The sequence below is a fragment of the Clostridium sp. LBM24168 genome, from assembly GCF_052953915.1.
In genome coordinates, this window is sequence record NZ_CP196861.1 from 224,278 (window position 1) to 242,281 (window position 18,004).

An 18,004-nucleotide genomic window follows, 5' to 3' on the forward strand; every position below is an offset into this window, starting at 1 on the left:
TGAGCTATATGACTTTTGAGGATCTAATTGAAAGATTCAAAGATAGATTCATATTTTTTGACGGAGCTATGGGTACCATGCTCCAGAAAAGCGGACTTAAAGCAGGAGAACTTCCTGAAATATTGAACATAACAAATGGAAATACGATCAAGAAAATACATGAGACTTATTTGGATTCCGGTGCAGATATTATAATAACAAATACTTTTGGGGCAAATGAACTAAAATACAGCAGTTCTGAATATTCTTCGGATGAAGTAATCGAGGCTGGAGTTAGAATTGCAAAAGCTGCAGTCAGGGGAAGAAAGGATAAATTTGTGGCACTGGACCTAGGGCCTATAGGTCAGGTTATGGAACCTACGGGAAGTCTCAGCTTTGAAACTGCATATAAGCTTTTCAAGAAACAGATAGTTATAGGTGAAAGAGAAGGAGCCGACCTGATACTGATTGAGACTATGATGGATATATATGAGACCAAGGCTGCCATACTTGCAGCCAAGGAAAACAGCTCTCTTCCGGTTTTTTGCACCATGACTTTTCAGGAAAATGGGAGAACTCTTATGGGTACGGATCCCAAGACCATGGTCTTCGTTCTTGAAGGTCTGGGGGTTGATGTACTTGGAGTTAATTGTTCACTCGGACCCAGGGATCTTCAGAAAATAGTTGATGAAATTTTACTGTATTCCTCTATTCCGGTTATGGTCCAACCAAATGCAGGACTTCCAAAATATGACGGAAATGAAACCTATTATGATGTAGAGGCATCTGAATTTTCAGAGCAAATGAGAATTATGGCAGAAAAAGGAGTAAGAATACTTGGAGGATGCTGCGGCACGAATTCTGAATTTATCAAAGCTACTATAAAATCGGTAAGTGATCTTAAACCTTTGAATTTGGAGAAAAGGAAATATACTGCAGTGACTTCGGGAAATGAAACTGTGATAATAGGTGATAGAACAAAGATTATAGGGGAAAGAATAAATCCTACGGGAAAGGCGGCATACAAGCAGGAGCTGAGGAAGAAAAAAATAGGGTACATCCAGAAAGAAGCCATTTGCCAAAAAGAAGAGGGTGCTGACATACTCGAGCTTAATGTAGGACTACCGGAAATAGATGAAGTTGAAATGATGAAAAAAGCTGTAAGAGCAATACAGCAGGTTTCATACCTTCCAATAAGTATAGACAGCCCAAATCCGGATGCGCTTGAGGTTGGAGCAAGATTGTATAGAGGAAAGCCTCTTATAAATTCTGTAAATGGTAAAGAAAAAACTATGGAAGCGGTTTTCCCTATAGTTAAAAAGTATGGAGGCTGTGTTATAGCTCTTACCCTGGATGAGTCAGGAATAGCAAAGACGGCGGAAAAAAGATTTGCAATTGCAGAGAAAATTGTAAAAAAGGCTGAAATGTTTGGAATTTCAAGAAACAATATAATAGTCGACTGTCTTTCTCTTACGGCCTCCGCCCAGCAGAAGGAAGTTATGGAGACGATAAAGGCAATAAGAATGGTCAAGGAAAAGCTTGGGGTTAAGACAACACTTGGTGTGAGTAATGTATCCTATGGACTTCCAAATAGAAAGCTTTTGAATAGAACATTTTTACTTATGGCGCTGGAAGCTGGATTGGATTTGCCAATAATGAATCCCGGGGACGAAGGAATGAAAGATGCCATAGCTGCATTTGAGGTGCTTTCGTATAGGGACGTGGACAGTAAAGACTTTATAGAAAAGTACAGGGGAATTAAGGAACAGACAGATGAAAATAAAAGAAGTGGAACAGGAAACAAGAAAAAGTCGGGAGAAAATAAAAAAGATAAAATAGCTGGAAAAGATTTAAAACAGATAATTATAGATGGTATGGAGGATGAGGCAGTTCTGGCTACCAGCCAGCTCTTGAAATTAAAGAAACCTCTGGATATAGTAAATTCATATGTAATTCCGGCACTGGATGAAGTGGGAGCAAAATATGAGACAAAGGAAATCTTCCTGCCGCAGCTTATGCAATCTGCAGAAACTGTAAAAAAGTCATTTGAAGTGATAAAGAAGAACATAGCTGAAAGTGGGCAGAGCAATGAGGCAAAGGGAAAAGTAGTGCTGGCCACAGTCAAGGGTGATATACATGACATAGGAAAAAATATAGTGAAGGTTCTTCTGGAGAATTATGGATTTGATGTAATAGATCTAGGAAAAGATGTTGATATCGAAAGGGTGGTTGATTGCGTGGAACAAAACAACATAAAAGTTGTAGGATTAAGCGCACTTATGACCACCACTGTTATAAATATGAAAAAGACAATAGAGGCTCTTAGAAAAAATAATCTGTACTGCAAGGTTATAGTTGGCGGAGCTGTATTGAATCAGGAATATGCGGATATGATAGGGGCGGATTTTTATGCAAAAGATGCCAGAGATACAGTTAAAATAGCCGAAAAGATTTTTCTAGAAAATAAATTAGAATTTGCCAAATAAAAAATTTATATGGAATATTTTAAAGAATTCATATAAAATATATTTATAAATAGTCTAATTGATTTTAGGAGAAAATATTATGGAAAATGTTAATGGAAAAGTGGGTAAATATGTCCCGCAGATAAGTGGAACTCTTAGAGGTCATATGATAAATCTTCCTGATATAATCAGAGAGGCATCTGGAATCAAGGTTTTTGGAAAGAGGTTGAAATCTTTTGCTTTTACAACAGATGTAGCAATTATAAAAAATATAAATGCAGATGCAGTTTTTGCCGTATATCCCTTTACACCTCAATCTGTGATAACTGAAGTTCTTGTAGCAGCCTCTGATGTGCCTGTTTTTTGCGGCGTAGGAGGAGGGGTTACCACAGGAAAACGAGTTGTAAATCTAGCATTGAATGCAGAATTTACGGGTGCCATGGGAGTTGTTGTGAACAGCCCTACATCCAATGAAGTAATAGAAGCCATGAGTGATTCCATTGATATACCAATTGTTGTAACAGTTGTTTCAGAAAGGGATGATATTCAGAAGAGAATAGACGCAGGTGTTTCGATTCTGAATGTATCTGCTGGAAGCAATACTCCTGCACTTGTTAAAAGCATAAGGAGAAGATTTCCTGAATTCCCTATAATGGCGACAGGCGGCAGGGATGAGGAATCCATAAAGGAAACTATCAGGGCAGGTGCAAATGCTGTTTCATATACTCCTCCATCTACGGCTGAATTGTTTAAAGAAAGTATGAACAGATATCGAAATATGTAGATTATAAATCGGTGGATAAGTTGTCCAGCGATTTATAATTATGCATAAAAATCATTAAAATTCAAATTGAAGACTAAAGTGAAATATGGGTTGAACAGTTATATATAATTGAAAAAATGTATTGCATAATTATAATATTATATGTATAATTATAATATAAAAACGAAGATAATATTTAAATACGATGGGGGTCATTTTATGAAAGACAAAGTAGTATTAGCATATTCGGGTGGATTGGATACCTCGATTATAATTCCATGGCTCAAGGAGAATTATGATCTTGATGTAATAGCAGTTTGTATAGATGTAGGACAGGAAGATGATTATGAAAAAGTAAAGAAGAAAGCATTGAAGACAGGGGCCTCAAAAATCTATGTAGAAAATGTTACGGAGGAATTTGTAAAAAATTATCTTTTCAAGGCTGTGAAGGCACACTTGTTGTATGAAGATGAGTATATGCTTGGAACTTCTCTTGCAAGACCTCTTATGGCTAAAAGACTGGTAGAGATTGCCCATAAGGAAGGAGCAAAGTACATAGCTCATGGGTGTACGGGAAAAGGAAATGACCAGGTGCGTTTTGAAGTGGGAATAGCTTGTTTTGATCCCTCTATAAAGATAATTGCACCGTGGAGAATATGGGATATAAAATCAAGGGAAGATGCCATAGACTATGCGCACTCAAAAGGTGTGGAGGTTGCCGCAACCAAGAAGAAGATATATTCGGAGGATAAGAATATATGGCATATCAGTCATGAGGGCGGAGACCTTGAAAATCCGGAAAATGAACATAAAAGGGACATGTACTCGATGACTGTTCCAGCAGAAAAGGCAAAGGACAAGCCTGAATATGTTGAAATATATTTTGAACAGGGAGTGCCAAAAAAAGTTAATGGAAAAGAACTTAATCCGGTGGAACTCCTGAGTGAATTAAATAAAATAGGCGGAGAAAATGGAGTTGGTGTAATTGACATAGTCGAAAACAGACTGGTTGGGATGAAGTCCAGAGGAGTTTATGAAACTCCAGGAGGAACTGTACTCTATGCGGCACATAGATGCCTTGAAAGACTTACAATAGATAAGAATACCTATCATTACAAACAGCTTGTGTCACAGAAATACGCTGAATTGGTGTATGATGGATTGTGGTTTACACCACTTAGAGAAGCACTGGATGCTTTTGTAGAAGTTACACAGGAAAATGTTACAGGTACGGTTAAACTCAAGATATACAAGGGAAATATAATGAACGCAGGTATTGATGCTGAAAATGCACTTTATGATGAAGACATATCCTCTTTTGGTGCCAGTGAATTATACAGTCATAAGGATGCGGAAGGATTTATCAAGATATTTAGTCTTCCGAGCAAGATAAAGGCTATGTCGTATAAGAATAATCAGAAATAGGAAAGGAAATTTGTATGAAGTTATGGGGAGGAAGATTCAAAAAATCTGAAAGCAAGCTCATGGAGGATTTCAATAGTTCTCTAAGCTTTGACAGGACACTCTATAAAGAGGATATAACCGGAAGCATGGCTCATGTGAAGATGCTTGCAAAATGTGGTGTATTGTCTGAAGAGGACAGGGATTTGATATTGGAAGGATTGAAATCCATACTTTCAGATATTGAGAATAACAAGCTTAAAATTGAAGGTGACTATGAAGATATACATAGTTTTGTGGAGAGCAATCTTATAGACAGAATAGGTCAGGTAGGTAAAAAGCTCCATACTGCCAGGAGCAGGAATGACCAGGTAGCTTTGGATTTCAGGCTATATGCCAAAAACAAAGCGGGAGAAGTGATAGATACAATTGAGAAACTGCAGAATACCATGAAGGAATTGGGAGAAAAAAATAGTTATATAATGCCTGGATATACTCATCTTCAAAGAGCACAGGTAGTTACCTTCAAGCATTATATAATGGCCTATTACAGTATGCTTGCAAGAGATAAAAAGAGGATAGAAAATGCTGTAGGTATAATGGATGAAAGCCCGCTTGGGTGCTGTGCACTGGCCGGTACTACATATGACATAGACAGGAAATTTACTGCAAAGGAGCTTGGATTTAAAGGACCTGTAAACAACTTTCTTGATGGAGTGAGTGACAGGGATTATGCTTTAGAGCTTTTGTCCTGCTTTTCCATAATGATGATGCATCTGAGTAGATTGAGTGAAGAACTTATACTATGGAGCAGCAAGGAATTTGGTTTTGTAACCATAGATGATGAATTTTCAACGGGAAGCAGTATAATGCCACAGAAAAAGAACCCTGATGCTGCAGAGCTTATAAGGGGAAAAACTGGTAGGGTATATGGAGATCTTATGGCTCTTCTGACCATTATGAAAGGAATTCCTCTTGCCTACAACAAGGATATGCAGGAAGACAAGGAGCAGTTCTTTGATGGGGTAAAAACCGTGTTGAGCTGTATGAAGGTAATGGAGGGAATGCTATCTACGCTCAAGGTCAACAAGGATAAGATGTTCAATGCAGTAAAAAGGGGATTTTTAAATGCAACTGAAGCGGCAGATTATCTTGTAAACAAAGGTATGGCTTTCAGGGATGCACACAAAGTAATAGGAGAAATAGTCCTTTATTGTGAACAAAAAAGCAAATCTATAGAAGAACTTTCTATAGAGGAACTTGAGAAATTCAGCAGTCTGTTCAAAGATGATCTATATGGTTTTATAGATTATGAGAATTCACTTGACAGGGGAATAAAGAAAAATCTTAGATAAAAAATGCAGGAAGGTTCAAATAGGGCCTTCCTGTATTTTTTATCTACTGTGTTTCATTAGTAGTTGTGTTTCTTCCTCTTCCGAAGAAAGATATTGAGTATAGACCGCAGATCCCTACAATTGCGTATATGGTTCTTGTAAGGGCAGACATTGTTCCAAACCATGAAGCTATAAGATCATACTGAAAAAATCCAATCAAACCCCAATTTACGGCACCTATGACAACTAATACGAGAGCTATTGTATCAAGTGTTTTCATAAGCTACATCTCCTTTTAAATTTATCGTACATATTATGTGCAGTCTGAGTATAAATTATAAGTAAAATTGGGATTTAGGCTTTTGGTTTTTGGTTGCTGCCATCTTGCAGACTTATCTGGATGTTTCTGTCTATTGGTTGATAAAGCGATATAAAGGTATTTGTCCTCTGTATTCCTTCTATAGCCTGTATTTTATTCATAAGAAGATTCTGGAGGTCTGCTATGTTTTTACATATTACTTTTACAAATATGGAATACTCTCCTGTAGTGTAATGGAGCTCTACAATTTCATTTATAGCTTTCATTTCTTCCAAAACGTCATTGAAATTTCTTGCTCTGTCGAGATAAATTCCTATAAAGCAGCATACATCATAGCCTATTTTTGAATTATCTATTATAAGTTTTGTGCCCTTTATTATATTCATGTCTTCCATTTTCTTCATTCTGACATGTATGGTTCCTCCGCTTACATGGCATCGTCTTGCTATTTCAAGGAAAGGAGTTCTTGAGTCCTTAATCATTATATCCAGAATCTGAATATCAAGATCATCAAGTCCTTTGATTTTAAAATTTGTATTCATAATTAAAACACTCCTTATATGTAATATATATAGTTACTGTTTATGCTAATTTTAATAATAATTTCCTCGGGAAAGGAGTAAAATAAAATTTCTTTAGTTACAGTAAAGATACTTATATTTTAACTTATTTTTCGATATACATAAAGCACTTAATACAATATAGAAGAAAGTTTTATTAAATTGACAATAGAAAACGTTATCATGAAAAAATATTTTCCAAACTGGCAAAATACAGCAGAATAACACGCTAAATTTATAAATATAATAAATGTTAATTATTAATATTGTGCTCATATCCGAAAAGTATTATTATATTGTTAATGGATTTTTGCATTTGATATGAGGAGGAATATTTTATGAATACTGCAGTTAAAGATAGACAAGGGGAAAGAGAGCTGGAGATTTTAGGCAGGACAGTAAAAAAAATCGCAAGAAAAGAATTACCACATATACTTCGTGTTCAACAGGCAATATTAAAAGCAGTAGATGAATATATGTATAAGAAAGGTGTAACCAGAGTATTGCCACTTATGATATCACCTATTACAGATACATTGAATCATAATGTAGAGGAAAGTGAATTGACATACGAAGGTCAAAGATTTGATATAATGAAATCTATGATATTTCACAAGCAGATAATGTTGACAAGCCCATATCTTGATAAAATATATATAGTATCACCTAATGTAAGACTTGAGATGGAGGAGGAAGGAGATACAAGACATCTGTTTGAATTTACACAAGTTGATCTTGAGTTTAAAGATGCTACTATGGATACTATATTCGAGTTCGAAGAAGGACTGATGAAATATATATTTGATTTTATAAAAAAGGATTGTAAAGAGGAATTCAAGGCTTTGGGAATTGGAACTTCGCATCTGGATATAGATATTCCGTTTAAAAGATATACTACCCAGGAGCTTGAGGCAAAATATGGCGATGATTTTGAATTGAAGGCTTCAAAAGAAGCTACCCAGCCTTTCTGGCTTATAAATCACAAGAGAGAATTTTATGATGCAGAAGATCTTGAACAGAGGGGAACATACAAAAACTATGATTTGATATGGCCAATGGGCTATATAGAAGGTTTGAGCGGTGGAGAAAGAGAATATAAATATGGCAGAATTCTTGAGAGAATGAGAGAATCAAAAGTAAATGAGGATGTTTTTAAGAATTATATTGAACTTGCAAAACAGGGGAAGATTCCGAAGTCTGCAGGGGCTGGTTTTGGAGTAGAGAGAATGACCAGATTTGTATGTCAGCAGAAAGAAATTGATGATGTCACAGTATTTACAAGAAAGCCAGGAGAACATTATTTATTCTAAGATACAGATTCTATAGATAACAGGCTGAATTTTGATCTTCGGCCTGTTATTTATTTGAGGAGGAAGGTAATTGAAGTCACAGGCAATTAGATCCAATATTTTTCTTTTTATTACGGCAATTATATGGGGATTTGCATTTGTAGCCCAGAGAGTTGGAATGCAATTTGTCGGACCGTTTACTTTTAACGGGGTAAGATTTGCACTAGGCAGTGTTTCGCTCCTTCCAATTATGATTTTTTTTAAAATAAAGAATAATAGAGTCGACAGTGAATTAAGGGTTATTTGGGCAGGTACGCTGTCGGGAATTTTTTTATTTCTGGCATCTTCCTTTCAACAGGTAGGGCTTCAGGGTACCACGGCAGGGAAAGCAGCTTTTATAACTGGATTGTATATAGTAATTGTTCCTATATTAAGTGTATTTTTAAGAAGACGTATTGATATAAATTCCTGGATTGGGGCATTTCTGGCTGTTATAGGATTATATCTTCTTTGCGTTGAATCGGGAATGAGTATTTCATACAGCGATTTTATGGAGCTGGTTTCGGCATTTTTATTTGCAATTCAAATACTGCTCATAGATTATTTTGCAGATAGGGTCGATTCCATAAAACTGGCATTCTATCAATTTTTAACTTGTACTATCCTAAGTTTTATAATAGCGTTGTTTAGGGAGAATATAAATTTTCACAGTATACTTCAATGTTCCGTACCTATACTTTACGGAGGAATAATGTCCGTAGGTGTGGCATATACCCTTCAGATACTTGGACAGAAGAATGCAGATCCATCCTATGCATCTATCATAATGAGCATGGAAACAGTATTTGCAGCTATAGGAGGCTTTCTTATATTGAGAGAGTATATGGGAATAAGGCAACTGCTCGGATGTTTCATGATGTTCCTTGGAGTGGTTTTGTCCCAGAGGAAAATTTTTAAAAATAAAAACACAGCTTTAAATTCCTTACGTGGACAAAAATAGGACAGGTACATTTTATTGATACCTGTCTTAGTAAGTAACCCTATATTTTGAAAATCTTTATAAGTGCAGTCATGTCATTGGAAACCTTATGAAGATTTTCAGATAGATTGGATAGATCAGATATTGTTGCAGATTGTTCTTCCATTGATCGTGAAACGTCTTCAATGGAACAGGATAATTCATTTTGGGCAGAGACAGTATATTTGACATTTTCAATTATGCTATTTTTCATTGAAATAAAATTCTTTGTTATTTGTGAAATTTCCTGAATTTGTGGTACTATTGAATTTATCTGATCCACTATTTTTTCAAATACTGATATAGTATTTGAAATTGATTCATTTTGACGGTTGAATTTATCTATGGAAGTTAAGGCAGTATGTGTAACAAGCTCTGTATTACTGTGGATATCCTGGATTAAATTTCTTATGCTGTCTGAAGAATCTATTGTTTCAGTGGAAAGTTTTTTAATTTCGGAGGCCACGACCTTAAAGCCGTCTCCAGAGCCCTGTGATCTTGAAGCCTCAATGGAAGCGTTTAATGATAGAAGGTTAGTCTGCTTTGCAATTTCTGATATAGTATTACTTATAGAATTTATATTTGCAATTTTATCTGATAGAATGGATATGTTATCTTTTAAATTTTTAAAGGAATCACCTATTTCATTTAGAGAATTACCTACTCCATTTACTGATTTTTTACCACTGTCTATAGTTTCCTTTATTTCAACTGTATTTTCTTCTATAGATGATATTCTATCATTTATTGTATTCAAATCTTCTGAAAAATTGTTGAGCTTTTCATATTCCTCATCTAGAGTCTTATTCTGCACTAGGCTTGTTTCATTTACACCCTGAAGTGAATTCGTGATTTCATCACTGACCATATTTACTTCCCTGATTGAAACATTTAGTTTGTCAGAATAGTCGTCTACTTTTTTTGAAGCAGATCCGATTTTGGATATAATATTTTTCAAGGTTGAGCTTGTAGCATTTATGCTTTTAGTAAGATCACCCATTTCATCTTTTGAATTTATTTTTATTTCATTTATAAGGTCACCTTTTGATATAAGTTTCAGATGAAGTTGTATTTCCTTTAAAGGTTTTGTTATGCTTGAAGCTATAATAAGTGCAATAAATATGGATAAGATCAGAATCGCAGAGGATATAAAAATTAATTTTGTGATTTGTTTTCTGAAATCCTGAAGTAGTGTATTGTTGTCCATTTTTACGACAATTAGTCCTGGAATATTGACTTTTGCACTGGCAGAGGATACATTGTCAACTTCCTTATTTTTAGTGCTTTTTTCTGTAGCAGAACTTACTGTATCTGTAGAGTCACTGGAATTAGTGTTATAAAGAGGTACCGCAGAAAAATACCCACTTTTACCATTTGTTTTTAGTGAGAAACTATTGGATTTATTTTTTTCTATTAGAGTATCCACTCCATTATTCTTAAAATATGTACCTATTTTGCTTTTGTCTGTATTTGATACATATTTTAAACTGTCATCCAGTACACCTATGTATTCTACAGAACTATATTGTTTTTCTAATAGAGATGAGATCTGCTGCTGTATTTTTTCACTATTTTCTATGCCTATTGGAGATATGATCTTTTCTACATGTTCGGCATAGGCAGAAGCCTTGTCAAGTGCAGATTCTTTTAGTTTTCCATAGGTATTTGATATTTCAAGTGTCAAAAATATGATGAGATTTATGAAAATTACAGATAGAAAGCTAATTACCATTTTCTTTTTTACAGAATTAAGTTTGAAAATGTTTTTCATGATAAAAATGCGCCTCTCCCCTAATATAGTAAATATTATTATATAGTAAATATTATCATTATGTAATTATTAAAGTCAATGATGATTTAATATATATAATAAACCGATAACATTTTTAGAAAAAGGATATAATAATATGTTATTATATAGATGATATATCTAATAGTTATGGAGGAGTGAAATACATGTTATGGAAAACGTTAATAGCTCAAATAATATTTATAGCAGTAATATTTATAGTAGTATATAGATTACTAAAAAAATATGTGCTTGTGAAATTTCACCCTAATAAAATAATTATTCTTTTATTAGCGGTAATTTCTTTTTTACTTCCGGGTGCTGTAGCCATAGTTCTTAAAAAGAGTACGAATAATAATTCAATATTGCAGTATATATCCAGTGGACTTTTTGTCATATTTTTTCTCTGGTTTCTTGACTTACATAACGGTGTAATGTATGCAGGAAGAAAGAATAAAGCAAAAGATATAAAAATAAGACCTAAGGCTAAACCAAATAGAGCCCGCAAAGATAATAAATAATGTGCTTTGTTGGAATTTATTTGTCGAAATATAACATTTTTAAGAAAATATATTGACATATAGGAGAATTGATGGTATGCTATTTTAGTAATGAGACAGAGTTTCATTAAATAATATCCCCTATTTAGCCACATGCTCCCCCATGTAGGCTTTTTTTTACACAAAAGTGTAAAAAGACAAAGGCTGTTTTTCTTTTAAGAAAAACAGCCTTTAACATTTTAAATTATTTCACCTTTCTGATTAACTGCATCCCGTTGTAGAGCCGCAGTCCAGACAAACCATACAGGTGCCGTTTCTAACCATTCTTGTACTGGAACATGTTGGACAAACAGAACCATATACCCTTTCCCCCTGTACCTTATTTACCTTAATACGTGAATAATTTATATTTGAATCATCCAATTCATCTTTACCATCATAATTTTCAGGTTTAACCTGGCATCTTGAAAAGTCACCAAGTTCTATATCAATTACTTTGCTTATGAGGTCTGAAATTGAGGATACATATTTTATATAAGGGTGTTTTTGTACAAATCCATATGGTTCATATTTTTGGCCTCTCAGCATTCTTGCAATATCCTGAGGAGGTACATGATATTGCAGCATTACCGAAATAGATTTCGACAGTGAATTCAAAAGACCGGTTATTATAGTACCTTCTCTATCTGTAGTTATATATATCTCCGATATTTCACCGTTGGAACGTCTGTTTACCGTAGTATATATTTTGACATCATCTATTTGTGCAGGATGTGTGGTTCCTCTTCTTATTCCTACAGGCTTTTCACGTTTTGTATATCTCACGCCTTTTTGAAGTTTTTTTACCTTATCCAGAAGCTGACCATAAGTGAGATCTTCCAGTTTTATATCATCCGTATCAGAAAGCGTGGTATTGAGGGGCTGGGCAGCCTTTGATGAATCCCTGTACAATGTTATGCCTTTCACTCCAAGTTTCCAGGAAGACAGGACTACATCCTTGAAATCCTGAACTGAGGCATCCTTTGGAAGGTTGACTGTCTTTGATACTGCGCCGGATATGAGAGGAGTTATAGCTGCTACCATTTTTACGTGTCCCATTGGTGAAATGTACCTTTCTCCGCTTCCACATTTGTTTGAGGTATCAAATACTGCTATATGCTCATCTTTCAGGTGTGGAGCACCTTCTATCTTACCATCGAGTATCTTTTCATAGGTAAAACCATCTTTTGTTACATTTTCTTTTTCCAGTACGTAGTCCATAATGTCTTCTATTTCTTCCTTGCTGTAGCCAAGCTTTTTAAAAGCTTCAGTTATTACAGGATTTATTATTGTCATAAAACCTCCACCAGACAATTTTTTATATACTATATGACTGAAAAATGGTTCAATGGAAGTAGCTCCACAGTCCATTGCAAAAGAGATGGTACCAGTAGGGGCAATAACTGAAACCTGTGCGTTTCTATAACCCGAAATCTGCCCACTTTTAAAAGCATTTATAAAACTTTCCTTGAGCTGTCTGCTTATATAGTATAATCCCTCCTTCTCCAGCAGATTGTGATCCACCGTTAAAGGGGTATAATCTAGATTTTCAAAGTTGTTTTCATACTTGACCTTGTCATTTTCAGTAAGTTTTTCCAGGTCCACACCGGCGGCTCTGGAATGATTCCTGATTACCCTCATCATATAAGGCTTATTTGTATTGAATTTTTTGAAGGAACCTATCTTTTTTGCCATAAGTGATGATGTATAATAGGACTCACCTGTCAATATTCCTATAAGTGATGATGTAAGAGTCCTTGCCTCATTGGAATCATAGGGATATCCCATAACCATGAGAAGGGAGGCTATATTTGATATGCCCAATCCTGTTGTCCTGAAAAGGTAGGTCTTTCTTGCTATATTCTCTGTAGGAAATTGTCCCCAGTGTATGGATGCTTCCAAAATTAACTGCACAAGGTGTATTATGTGGAGATAGCCCTGAATATCAAAATGTCCTGTATTTATGTCATAAAATTTGTATATGTTTATGGATGCAAGGTTACAGGAGGTGTCATCCAGGAAGGCATATTCACCACATGGATTGGTAGAGTTAATTTTATTGTATTTGGCATTTAGATTTCCATCTTCTCCGGCAGGGCATGTGTGCCATGCGTTAAAGGTATCGCTGAACTGAGGAGCCGGATCCGCGCATTTCCATGCAGATGTGTTAAAAGCTTCCCATAAGTTCTTTACTTTTTCCTCCCTTGTGATTTTGGAATCAACTCTTCCTGTCAGTTCTATAGTTTCATCAGGGCTTTCGTTAAGGTTTTCCACCTTATGCATAAAATCATTTGAAAATCTAATGGAGTTGTTGCTGTTTTGACCGGATACCGTTTCATACGCTTCTCCATCAATATCCATGTCATAACCCATTTTGCCAAGAGCTCTCACTTTGTCTTCCTCTTTTGATTTCCATGTTATAAAATCCATGATCTCAGGATGGTCAACATCAAGGCATACCATTTTGGCAGCTCTTCTTGTTGTTCCTCCAGATTTAATTGCACCTGCATTTCTATCCAGTGCCTTCAAAAAGCTCATAAGACCTGATGATGCACCACCGCCAGAGAGCTTCTCCCCTTTTGCCCTTATACTGGAGAAGTTGCTTCCAGTACCGGAGCCACCTTTGAAAAGTTTTGTCTCTGTGACGAATTGATCTGAAATGGAATGCGGACCAAGAAGTTTATCTTCTATGGAGAGTATAAAACAAGCCGAAGCCTGGGTTCTTGTGTAATTGTCACAACATTCCACTACTTTGTTTTCCTTTTCGTCAAAATAGTAGTTTCCCTGTTTCGCACCTTCTATCCCGTAGGATAATTTAAGTCCGGTATTAAACCACTGCGGGGAATTTGGAGCATACATCTGGTTCAGGAGGGCATAGACGCATTCATCATAAAATATCTGTGCTTCCTCTTCCGTGGTTATTAAATTTTCATCTTTTAGGGCCTGGCACCAGAAGTTTACAAGCCTGTTTGCAACTGTCCTCATACTGTTTTCATAACCCAGCTTTCCTGGGACTCCGGCTTTTCTGAAATACTTTGAGGCTATTATATCGCAGGCATTTTGAGAGTAATGCTCCGGAAATTCAAGATCCTTCATGTCTACAAGCACTTTGTTTGTTTTATAGTCCTTTAAAAAGACATCAACTTTTTTCCATTTGAATAGATCATATACGGTTTTCGATTTGTCTTCTTCAAGTACGTTTGTATAGTATCTTTTAAATATATCATTTATAGAGTCCAATTATATCTCTCCTTATCTACATATTGTATATAAAATATAATGATGTACTATATATAGAACTTACATGACTTCTTAATTATAAATTATAAAAGAGGAATATTCAAATATGATAGCATGTAAAAACAAGAGTAGAATTCAAAAATTATTATATAAACAGTATAAATGTAGTTTTATCGTACCGATTTTCCATTGTTTTGTGTTATACTTTTTATTGTAGTCGAAGGAATGTGAGGTAAAACAAATGGTAATTATTGATGATTGTTTTGTAGAAAATATGCCTGTAGAATGCATAGTTACGAATTTAAATGGTAAAGTATTGAAGTCAAATGGTATGGCGGAAGATACTTTAAAAAGACTAAAGGGGAAAGTGTGTACTGCAGAACATATAGAGAAGATCTACAATATAAATGGATGTAAAGTTAATATTGTAAGCTACAAAGCCCAGTACAATTCAACTCACTGCTATATATATATTATAAATAATTTAAAGTTAAAAATTGATGAGATAAATACTGTGTTTAATTGCATAGATGGAATAGTTCTTGTAGTAAACAGGAACAAGATAATAGAAAGGGTCAATACTTCATTTTACAAGCTTACGGGAATTGATACAAAGCTCTTTGAAGGCAAGAATATAGATGACCTTAAAAAGAATGAATTTATGGAGGAGTCCATAATACAGAAGGTTTTTGAAGATAAGAAGACTGTAGAGATGAATGTAAAATATAAAAGCGGCAGAATTGTTACATATACTGCAGTTCCTATTATTGATAAAAATGGGGACATAAAACAAGTGATTGCTACGGGAAGGAATATAACTGAACTTGTTGAACTTCAAAACAGACTTGAAGAATCGGAAAAACAAAAAAAGAAATATATTGACAGACTTAGGAATCTGGAAAAACATCTTGGGGGAAATCTTATATATTCTAGTGATAAAATGAAACAGGTAATGAAAATGGCGATTCGGGCTGCGAAAACTGATTCGCCTATATTTATAACAGGGGAGTCTGGTGTGGGAAAAGAAGAAATTGCAAAATTTATCCATGAGAATAGCAGTAGAAGGAATGGAAATTTTGTAACAGTGAACTGTGCGGCAATTCCACCGGAACTTTTTGAATCAGAGTTGTTTGGGTATGACGAAGGTGCCTTTACAGGAGCAAAAAAAGGAGGTAAAGAAGGGCTTTTTGAGGGATCAAATGGCGGAACGCTATTTTTGGATGAAATTGGTGAAATGAATATTTCAATGCAGACTAAGCTTTTGAGAGTACTCCAGGAAAATGAGATAAAACGCATAGGCGGCAACAGGTCCATAAAAATTGATGTAAGGTATATTTGTGCCACAAACCTGTCGAAGAAGGATCTTTCAGACAATATGAAATTTAGACAGGACTTATACTACAGATTGAGTGTAATTCCAATAAATATTCCACCTCTTAGAGAAAGGAGAGCTGGAATATTTTCGCTAGTCCATGTGTTTCTTAAAAGTTACAATAAAAAGTACGGAAGAAAAATTAGATTGAATAGAAAAATGATGCAGGTATTTCATGATTATGATTGGCCTGGAAATATAAGAGAGTTGAAAAATGTGGTAGAGAGGCTTGTGATATTGAGTGAGGATGATTTGCCTACGGAAGAACAGTTCTATTATATACTTCAACTTGGAAATAAGGACAATCTGCAAAAACATAAATTGCAGGATAGAAAGATAGTGGTGAGCGGACTGATGAACTTGAATGAAGCCCATGATATGATAGATGAAACTCTCATAAAAAAGGCGCTGCATAAATACGGCAAGGTAACGGATGCAGCCAAGGCTATTGGTATAGATCCTTCTACCATATATAGAAAGTTAAAAAAAGGACAATTATAATATAGGTTTTGAGAAAAATCCATTGCACTGTGCAATGGATTTTTGCATTCTGCAATGGAACTGTTTTAAATTTATTTTTGATTAGCTATTGAAATGCCCATGTATGGTGATGCTGCGTGATGAGATAATTTTTTGTAACATTGGCATGAGAGTTGCTGAATATATTAATAAAATACAATTGTAAAGGAGAGTAAATGGATTAATGGGTAATTGCAGGAAACCTTTAGAAGGAGTAAAAATTGCAGAAATGTCTACCTTTGTGGCAGCTCCTGGTTGTGCAAGGGTTCTGGCTGATTGGGGTGCAGATGTAACTAAGATTGAGTCACTTTCAGGAGATGCAGGACGAATTATCGGTGGAAACTATAAAATGCCTATAGATGAAGAGGAAAATCCTCTGTTTGAAACTATGAACTCCAATAAAAGAGGAATATGTATAAATATAAAAAATGAAGATGGGAGGGACATACTCTACAAAATTCTGAAGAAATCAGATGTATTTATAACAAATGTAAGAAGCGTATCGTTGAAAAAAAGGGGATTCGACTATGAAACACTTCACAAAAAATTTCCCGGAATTATTTTTGCGCAAATATTGGGATACGGAGAAAAGGGGCCTGACAGTGGAAAAGCAGGATTTGACTATACTGCCTATTTTGCAAGAGGTGGTGTGATGGGGCCAATGATGGAAAAAGGGACTTCGCCTATAAATCCTGTTGTTGGATTTGGTGACAACCAGGCGGGAATGTTTCTGGCAGCCGGAATATGTGCGTCACTTTACAAGAAAGCTAGAACGGGTCAGGGTGAAAAGGTTACAGTAGGACTCTATAATACTGCTATCTATGATATGGATATAATGATTGCAGCCACAAAATATAGGACGAACGAGAAGGAGAGATGGCCTATAACTAGAAAGGAGCCACCTAGTCCGCTTATAAATTCATATAGATGCAAGGATGGAAAGTGGCTTGAAATATGCGTACAGGAGTATGGCAGATATCTGGATGCATTTTGTAAGGCAATCGGGCGTGAGGATCTTGCAAAAAATGAAAAGTTCAATACAGTTGAAAATGCGGTGATAAACTCACGGAAAATGGCCAGTATAATACAGGAAGAAATTTTGAAGAGAAATCTGGATGAATGGTGTGAGATATTTAGAAAAGCGGATCTTGCATTTGAAAAGATCCAGTCCTGGGAGGATATTGTGGAAGACCCACAGGCCTGGGATAATGATTATCTACGTAAAATTACTTATGAAAATGGAAATACAGGAATTATCGTAAATTCACCGGTTAAATTCAAAACACTCGGTGTCCCGGAAGCACACAGGGCTCCAAGGCTTGGAGAGAATACTTATGAGATAATGTCCAGGCTTGGGTATTCACAAGAGGAAATTGAAAATTTAAAATCCAGCAAGGCAGTCGGATAGATATAAAAA

Annotated in this window: 13 protein-coding genes; 9 read left to right on the forward strand and 4 right to left on the reverse strand. The window is 35.4% G+C overall.

Translation table 11 applies throughout. The annotated features are described in order from the left end of the window. Positions 1-8: 8 nt before the first annotated feature. The 4 genes from ACSVC9_RS01075 (at position 9) to argH (ending at position 5,963) form a co-directional block, all read left to right on the forward strand. Entirely contained in the window at positions 9-2,465 is a 2,457-nt protein-coding gene (locus tag ACSVC9_RS01075; protein ID WP_446899778.1) for a homocysteine S-methyltransferase family protein, read from the forward strand. A 79-nt stretch (positions 2,466-2,544) separates the two neighbouring features. After that, the gene (locus ACSVC9_RS01080; protein WP_446898546.1) at positions 2,545-3,228 is read left to right on the forward strand and encodes a hydrolase; all 684 of its coding nucleotides are present in this window, start codon (positions 2,545-2,547) and stop codon (positions 3,226-3,228) included. Between the two features lie 198 nt (positions 3,229-3,426). Next, on the forward strand, positions 3,427-4,632 hold the full coding sequence (locus ACSVC9_RS01085) for an argininosuccinate synthase (RefSeq protein ID WP_446898547.1): 1,206 nt from the start codon (positions 3,427-3,429) through the stop codon (positions 4,630-4,632). Positions 4,633-4,646: 14 nt separating this feature from the next. Further along, positions 4,647-5,963 (forward strand): argininosuccinate lyase, encoded by a 1,317-nt coding sequence (argH, locus tag ACSVC9_RS01090; protein ID WP_446898548.1) that lies wholly within the window; start codon positions 4,647-4,649, stop codon positions 5,961-5,963. 43 nt (positions 5,964-6,006) lie between these two features. Here the strand turns inward: argH and ACSVC9_RS01095 are convergent, their stop codons facing one another. Further along, positions 6,007-6,222, reverse strand: coding sequence for a DUF378 domain-containing protein (locus ACSVC9_RS01095; RefSeq protein ID WP_446898549.1), 216 nt, complete (start codon positions 6,220-6,222; stop codon positions 6,007-6,009). A 74-nt stretch (positions 6,223-6,296) separates the two neighbouring features. Next, entirely contained in the window at positions 6,297-6,803 is a 507-nt protein-coding gene (locus tag ACSVC9_RS01100) for an Lrp/AsnC ligand binding domain-containing protein (protein ID WP_446898550.1), read from the reverse strand. A gap of 356 nt (positions 6,804-7,159) precedes the next feature. On the opposite strand from ACSVC9_RS01100, the gene ACSVC9_RS01105 reads away from it, so the two are divergent. Together ACSVC9_RS01105 and ACSVC9_RS01110 are read left to right on the forward strand one after the other, a co-directional pair. After that, positions 7,160-8,131 carry an asparagine synthetase A gene (locus tag ACSVC9_RS01105; protein WP_446898551.1) on the forward strand — a complete coding sequence of 324 codons (972 nt, stop codon included), beginning with the start codon at positions 7,160-7,162 and terminating at the stop codon, positions 8,129-8,131. 70 nt (positions 8,132-8,201) lie between these two features. Further along, positions 8,202-9,110, forward strand: coding sequence for a DMT family transporter (locus ACSVC9_RS01110; protein ID WP_446898552.1), 909 nt, complete (start codon positions 8,202-8,204; stop codon positions 9,108-9,110). Positions 9,111-9,150: 40 nt separating this feature from the next. Here ACSVC9_RS01110 and ACSVC9_RS01115 read toward each other — a convergent pair whose 3' ends face one another. Then, positions 9,151-10,899, reverse strand: coding sequence for a methyl-accepting chemotaxis protein (locus ACSVC9_RS01115; protein WP_446898553.1), 1,749 nt, complete (start codon positions 10,897-10,899; stop codon positions 9,151-9,153). A 185-nt stretch (positions 10,900-11,084) separates the two neighbouring features. Here ACSVC9_RS01115 and ACSVC9_RS01120 point away from each other — a divergent pair, with 185 nt between their 5' ends. Further along, positions 11,085-11,438: a hypothetical protein gene (locus tag ACSVC9_RS01120; protein WP_446898554.1), complete on the forward strand. Its 354-nt coding sequence runs from the start codon at positions 11,085-11,087 to the stop codon at positions 11,436-11,438. 240 nt (positions 11,439-11,678) lie between these two features. Here ACSVC9_RS01120 and ACSVC9_RS01125 read toward each other — a convergent pair whose 3' ends face one another. Beyond that, on the reverse strand, positions 11,679-14,696 hold the full coding sequence (locus ACSVC9_RS01125) for a vitamin B12-dependent ribonucleotide reductase (protein WP_446898555.1): 3,018 nt from the start codon (positions 14,694-14,696) through the stop codon (positions 11,679-11,681). A gap of 241 nt (positions 14,697-14,937) precedes the next feature. On the opposite strand from ACSVC9_RS01125, the gene ACSVC9_RS01130 reads away from it, so the two are divergent. Together ACSVC9_RS01130 and ACSVC9_RS01135 are read left to right on the forward strand one after the other, a co-directional pair. Continuing rightward, complete coding sequence (locus ACSVC9_RS01130; protein ID WP_446898556.1) at positions 14,938-16,569, forward strand: sigma-54 interaction domain-containing protein; 1,632 nt, start codon at positions 14,938-14,940, stop codon at positions 16,567-16,569. Between the two features lie 202 nt (positions 16,570-16,771). Then, positions 16,772-17,995, forward strand: a complete 1,224-nt coding sequence (locus ACSVC9_RS01135; RefSeq protein WP_446898557.1) for a CaiB/BaiF CoA transferase family protein — start codon at positions 16,772-16,774, stop codon at positions 17,993-17,995. The last annotated feature ends 9 nt before the right edge of the window (positions 17,996-18,004 follow it).